This is a genomic window from Faecousia intestinalis (assembly GCF_040096185.1).
GTDB lineage: Bacteria > Bacillota > Clostridia > Oscillospirales > Oscillospiraceae > JAZOXB01.
In genome coordinates this window covers 1-4,778 of record NZ_JBBMFF010000159.1, presented here as the reverse complement: position 1 = coordinate 4,778, position 4,778 = coordinate 1, and the positions used below count along the sequence as shown (strand labels likewise).

4 protein-coding genes are annotated in these 4,778 nt (G+C 49.4%); all 4 read right to left on the bottom strand.

The window, feature by feature from the left end:
• Positions 1 to 112 precede the first annotated feature (112 nt).
• Positions 113 to 592 carry a hypothetical protein gene (locus WMO66_RS04350; RefSeq protein ID WP_349135162.1) on the bottom strand — a complete coding sequence of 160 codons (480 nt, stop codon included), beginning with the start codon at positions 590 to 592 and terminating at the stop codon, positions 113 to 115.
• 323 nt (positions 593 to 915) lie between these two features.
• On the bottom strand, positions 916 to 2,196 hold the full coding sequence (locus WMO66_RS04345; protein WP_349135161.1) for a hypothetical protein: 1,281 nt from the start codon (positions 2,194 to 2,196) through the stop codon (positions 916 to 918).
• Positions 2,197 to 2,225: 29 nt separating this feature from the next.
• Positions 2,226 to 3,515, bottom strand: coding sequence for a hypothetical protein (locus WMO66_RS04340; RefSeq protein WP_349135159.1), 1,290 nt, complete (start codon positions 3,513 to 3,515; stop codon positions 2,226 to 2,228).
• A gap of 29 nt (positions 3,516 to 3,544) precedes the next feature.
• Positions 3,545 to 4,778 (bottom strand): hypothetical protein (locus WMO66_RS04335; RefSeq protein ID WP_349135158.1); only part of this gene is annotated, 1,234 nt, incomplete at its 5' end.

Below are 4,778 nucleotides of genomic sequence, written 5' to 3'. Positions count from 1 at the left end.
TAAAGGAAGCCAGCAGCACTGCCATGCATACCAAAAATGCCAAAAAGCGTCTCTTCATATGTTCCGCCTCCCATTCAGCTAGACTATACCAGAGTATATAACAAGACTACTGCTATTTCTGGAACCCAAGCGTAGCAGAGGTTTTAACTCCCGAATAGCCATTAAAGGTCGCATTCCCACCCATGTAGTTAACTCCGGTTGCCACATCTAATGCACTACTATAACTGACCGAATTAGAATACGTTGTTCGGTTTTCTACGTTACCTGATCTCTGGAATGCCGAATAGTACTTGCTCCCGCCGGTGCGCGTCTGATACCCGCTTCCTCCTGTCGTAAACTGGACAGTCAACGTACCGTGCGAAACTTCCACGATAGCCTCTGTTACACATTTGCTTCTTGCATGATAGGAAGAATCAAACTGGAGGTAAAAATATGCTGTGAAAGTTTTTTGGTTATATACAAACGTTTTTTGATCGTATCCCGAACCGGGGGTGCCATACGGCTCAACGCCTGCATCGGCTGCGAACACCGGGATAGAAAGCATGGTCAGCAGGCAGAGAAGCGCCAGAATAAGTGCAAATAATTTTTTCATGCTATATGCCTCCTTAATAATAGAGTGGATGTGGTTATCAAATTACAAACATCGTCTGAACATGGGAGTCAACAGCGAACGGTTTCTTCTCTGCCTCTCCCGCCTCTATTTGACCATTGGAATCACCTTTGCCTTTCGCACAAAAACTCCACTGCAGAGGTCTCCGCAGAATTTTCAGTTCTTGATACATTTTGTATCTTGAGTATATCACTTCCGCTTTTTCAATGCAAGAGTTTTTTCGCATAATTTTGTATATTTTGTTGGAAACGTTTTCAGTTTTATCTCTATTCTTGTATAGTTTAACGAATATTCATTGCAGCCTGTCAGCGGAACGCCGCGTCATAATTGCTCCGGTAAAAGTCTTCTTTGCTGATGTAACACTGCTCGAAATCTCCACTCGAATTGCGCTTCAAACCAGCGAAATAACCGTTGCATTCATAATTCGCGCCAAATGCCACTACATTCCCGCCGCGAGTGTCCAGCGCAATGACTGATCCATCTGCAATGTCGACCGCCCATGCACGGCAGGTATCCTCCGTTCCGCAAATGGCGATCACATGCCCGTCCATAATCTGGTAATTATAGAACCCCCAGTCCCGCTCATAGGTAAAGAGCTTTCTTTTTGCCTGCTCCTCCAGATCATAGACATACAGACTGCGGTCGACCTGATACACAGCGTACTGGCCCCAGCTTCGATGCGGGTCGACTGTCCGGACAAAGTTCTCCGAAGCATCCACAAGCACGGTCTCCTCGCCCGTTTTGAGATTACGGATCAAAAAACGAAACCGGACAAACTGCCGGTCATACTCATCCCATGCTGTTCCCTCCGGCTGCTGCGCAAGCCAGTCTTCAAATTCCGGCGCATCTTCTGCCATTTCCAGCACGCGGAGGACTGCGATGTCCTCCCAGACGCCGTAGAGATCATAGTTATCACAATTTTCGAGGATCGTCGATATCTCACCCGTCTGCAGGTCGACAGAGACAAGGCTGCTCTCCTGCGCGACAGCTGTCAGCTGTACGCCCTCCGTCAGTTCATAGGTCTCTCTGTTCGAAATAACATATGCTTTTCCAAAGGATACGCAGCGCAGCACACATCGGCATGCCTCATTCTCGTTTTCCGGCTCCCAGCTTGCGAGGGTCTGCAGCGGGCCGCCGGACAGCGGACGCGTGACGAGCGCCGAGGCTGTCTCGTCGTCCGTATAAACCAACGCATAGTAGTTTCCCCGGTATTCCACCAGAGACTGCAGGTCGCCGAAGCAGGCATTACAGGTGGGATCATTATGCCGGCAGCCGTTCTGGTAGCACGGGACATAGGTCGTTCTGGTCACGGGGTCATAGGCCTGAATATAGGGCCGGAAAAACGTATCCCACTGCCAGAACCCGCCGGTCGAAGCGGAGGCGGCCATGTTACCAAATACTCGAATGTTCTCCTCCGGAACCGGATAAGTCGTAACAGGAATCTCCGAGTCTGTAACGATCGCACCCGAGGTCTCGCCTCCCTGCTCCGTAGTCTCGCTCACAGGAGCGGCATAGCAGCCGCTCAGGATCGCTATCACGGCAGCTGCTGCAAGCAGCAGGCTCAGCATTCTTCGACTGGTCAACATGGCCACCTCCTTCGTTTCTGAAAGGCAGATCAGCGGAAAGCCGCGTCATAATTGCTCCGGTAATAGTCCTCCTTGCTGATATAATACTTGTCAGCGTTATTCGAAGCATGCAGCAGACCGACGAAGTAACCGTTGCACTCATAATGTGCAGAAAATGCCACCACATTTTCGCCGTAGGTGTCCAGCTCAATGACTGATCCATCTGCAATGTCGACCGCCCATGCACGGCAGGTATCCTCCGTTCCGCCAATAACCATCACATGTCCATCCTGAATCATGTAATTATAAAAATCCCAGCCCGGATCATGGGTAAACAGCTTCTTGGATGTCTGCGTCTCCATGTCATAGACGTACACACTCCGGTCAATCTGATACACGACGTACTGTCCCCAGCTCATGTGTGGATCCGCCGTCCATACGAAATTTTCCGACTCGTCTACGATCGTTTTCTCTTCTCCTGTTTTGAGATTTTTGGAATAAACGCGATATTTGTAATATTGCAGGCCGTACTGATACGACGTTGTGCCCTCCGGCTGCTGCGCGAGCCAGTCTTCCAGCTCCGGCGCGCCCTCCGCTGTTTTCACCGTCTGGTAGACAGCGATATCCTCCCAAACACCATACATATATGGAAGGATACCGTCAGTATCGGTCATAAGTTCCACCATTTCCCCCGTTTCCAGATCAAAACTCCACCTGCTGTACTCCTGACCGACACATGCCTGCTGGCCATCCTCCGTCATCGTATAGGTTTCTTTTGCCACTATAAGATAAGCCTTTCCAAAAGAAAGTCCATACAGGCTGCACCGGCATTCCTCGTTTTCATTTTCCGGTTCCCAGCTTGCGAGGATCTGAAGAGGACCTCCGGAGACCGGCCGCGTGACGAACGCCGAAGCGGTATCGTCGTTGTAATAGATCATGGCATAGAAATTGCCCCGATACTCTGCCAGCGAGGAAATTTCTCCGAAATAAGCCGAACAGGATGCATCATTATGTTTACAGCCTGCCTGATAGCAGGGATAATAGGTCGTTCTCGTCACCGGATCGTAGGCTTGAATTGTTTTTGACGTGAAGACTGCCCATGTCCAGAAACCACCGGTTGAGGGAGACGGAACATATATGGAATCCGCCCGTACATTTTCCTCTGGAAGCGCATAAGTCCTGATCTCTACAGGTTCTTCCGCACCGCTGCCGGAACCCGACTGCACGGTCTGTGATGACGATGGAACCGAGGTAACATCCTTCTGAGCGGAATAGCACCCCGTAAAGGAAGTCAACAGCACTGCCATGCAAACCGAAAAGGCAAAAAAGCGTCTCTTCATATGTTCCGCCTCCCATTCAGCATTCAAGATTAACTGAATGTTCCATCATAGTTGCTCCGGTAAAAGTCTTCTTTGCTGATGTAATACTCTTCAACCTTGCCAGTCTGATTGGCAAGTAATCCAACAATGTAGTCATTGCACTCATATTCCGGAGTAATTGCAATTGCATTTCCACCGCGGGTGTCCAGTTCGACCACTGATTCATCAGCAATGTCAATTGCCCAAGCACGGCAAGTGTCGCCCGTTCCGCAGATGGCAATCACATGGCCATCCAGAATCATATAATTATAATTTTTCCAATCTTGATCATAGGTAAAAAGCTCTTTTACGGTCTGTGTTTCCATGTCGTAGACATAGACGCTGCGTCCGACCTGATACACGATGTACTGTCCCCAGCTCTTATGCGGGTCTGCTGTCCATACGAAATTCTCCGACATATCCACTATTGTTTTTTCATCGCCTGTTTTAAGATTTCTCGAATAAAGGCGGTAATTATAATACTGTCGACCATACAGATCCCACGGGGTTCCCTCTGGCTGCTGCGCGACCCAGTCTTCAAACGCAGGCGCTCCTTTTACAGTTTCCAGTGTCTGATAGACAACACTGTCTTCCCAGACACCATACATGTATGGAAGGGTGCCGTCGACATCTCGCATAAGTTCCATCATTTTCCCTGTTTTTAGATCAAAACTACAGTCGCTGTACTCCTCACCGACGAGTTCCTGCTGACCGTCCTCCGTCAACGTATAAGTTTCTTTTGACACTGTGAGATAGGCTTTCCCGAAAGAAAGGCCGTAGAAGCCGCACCGATATACTTCATTATCATTCTCAGGCTCCCAACTCGCAAGGATTTGAAGCGGGCCGCCGGAGACCGGCCGCGTGACAAAGGCCGAAGCAGTATCGTCATTGTAATAGATCATGGCATAGAAATTGCCCCGATACTCTGCCAGCCCGGATATCTCACCAAAATAAGCCGAGCAAAATGCATCGCTATGCTCGCAACCTGTCTGATAACACGGAATATAGGTTGATTTTGTCACCGGGTCGTAGGCCTGAATATAATTCTGTATGAACAATGTCCACATCCAAAAGCCGCCTGTTGTGGGAGACGGAACATATCTGGTACCCGCCTGAACATTTTCCTCCGGAATGTCATAAGTCCTGATCTCTACGGAATTTTCTGTGGCGCTGCCGGAATTTGACTGCATGGTCTGCGAGGATGATAGAGTCAAGGGACCATCCTGAGCAGAATAACAGCCCGTA